Consider the following 1,695-nt stretch of genomic DNA (forward strand, 5'->3'; position numbering starts at 1 on the left):
TGGCTATTGTTCACGTATGCCGCCCGACAGACAAAAGAAATTAAGTTGCGTACGCATTCCATTTTGTCATGCCATTTGGCATTAATAAATACTTTTCATAATCAATGATTTGCGATTTATGTCAGTACGTGCGGCGTGATGCTTTTTTTAATATTTTTTGATCTTTTTTAGTATCATAGGTGTCAGCACTGAGTACCTGTGCTAGGCGGCACCCGTTCCTGCTTTTAAATCACTCGGCTATTTTCTATGTATTCCTATTGGGCATGCATTTAGCGTTTTTTTTCGTTTGTGATCTGCTATTTGAACCTGTTTGATAAGGGAACACTTGGCAATTTCAGGAGCGTTTACGACGATGGACCTTCCCAACGTCAGCAGTGCATTAGGCATCCTCCATCCCATTTGCATTACTAAAGGGCGTAATGCAGAGGTGTGGGACGAATCAGGGCGGCGTTATATCGACTTTATTGGCGGTATTGGTGTGCTTAACTTGGGGCATGGCCATCCAGCGGTGGTCGAGGCCGTCAAGGCTCAGGTCGATACCCTCATGCATTCAGCGTTTAATGCCTTGCCGCACCGTGGCTACCTCTCTGTCGTAGAACGACTTGACCAGTTTGTGCCGGTTTCTTATCCGCTGGGATGTATGTTGACGAACAGTGGTGCGGAAGCGACTGAAAATGCTCTGAAAGTGGCCCGTGGTGTCACGGGTCGCCAGGGCGTGATTGCCTTTGACGATGCTTTCCATGGCCGCACCTTGGCCGCACTCAATTTGAACGGCAAAGTTAAGCCCTATAAAGCCGGTTTAGGCGCGCTACCTGGCCCGGTTTATCACCTGCCGTTCCCCAGCCAGGATAGTGGGATATCCGCCGAGCAGTCGCTAGCGGCCCTAGAGCGTGTATTTGACGTAGAAATTGCCCCCAGTGAAGTGGCGTGCGTCGTCGTTGAACCCATTCAAGGGGAAGGTGGTTTTCGCTTACTTTGCCCCCAGTTTGCGAAAGCGCTGCGGGAAATCTGCGATCAGCACGGTATTTTATTGATTTGTGACGAAATCCAATCAGGCTTCGGACGAACCGGTAAACGCTTTGGCTTCAGTCACCTCGGCATCGAGCCTGACCTGCTTCTGTTAGGAAAAAGCATTGCCTCAGGTCTTCCTCTGGCCGCCTTGGTAGGGCGTAAAGAGTTAATGGATGCTTTACCCAAAGGCGCGTTGGGAGGTACCTATTCAGGCAATGCGGTCGCGTGTGCAGCTGCATTGGCAGTGATGGATATCATGCAAGACGAGGCGCTAAGCGCATGGGGTAATGCCCAAGAAGCGGCGATTGTGAGTGCTTACCAGCGCTGGAAAGCAAGCGAGCGTTTTCCCATGCTAGGAGCCATGACCGGTGTTGGCGCGATGCGCGGTATCGTCTTTGAAGATACCGACAATGCTACGGGGGGAGAGCACTTAGCTAACCTATTGGCTGCGGGGCGTGATGCTGGCGTTTTGCTAATGCCCAGTGGCCGCAAGCGTAATGTCTTACGCTTATTGCCGCCATTGACCACTGAACCAGACGTCATGGCAGAAGGGCTAGGGCTCATCGAGCAGGCGCTGGAGACGCTCAAAGCATGATCGCAATGGTCAGCGAAGTGGCAGTGCGAAGTGGCTATGTTGCGTTTCTCGACGCCTTGCGCGCTCGTGGCTTCGAAGGCGAGATTGCC

The 1,695-nt window shown here is 51.8% G+C and carries 1 protein-coding gene; it reads left to right on the forward strand.

The window, feature by feature from the left end; all coding sequences use genetic code 11:
• Nucleotides 1-352 precede the first annotated feature (352 nt).
• Nucleotides 353-1,606: a 2-aminoadipate transaminase gene (locus tag INT22_RS01385; protein ID WP_193067533.1), complete on the forward strand. Its 1,254-nt coding sequence runs from the start codon at nucleotides 353-355 to the stop codon at nucleotides 1,604-1,606.
• Nucleotides 1,607-1,695: the final 89 nt, after the last annotated feature.

The sequence above is a fragment of the Halomonas sp. 3D7M genome (assembly GCF_014897885.1).
In the GTDB taxonomy this organism is placed as follows: domain Bacteria; phylum Pseudomonadota; class Gammaproteobacteria; order Pseudomonadales; family Halomonadaceae; genus Vreelandella.

Excerpts from the sequence above, each read along its gene's own strand:
- INT22_RS01385 (WP_193067533.1), top strand. The coding sequence starts at position 353 with ATGGACCTTCCCAACGTCAGCAGTGCATTAGGCATCCTCCATCCCATT.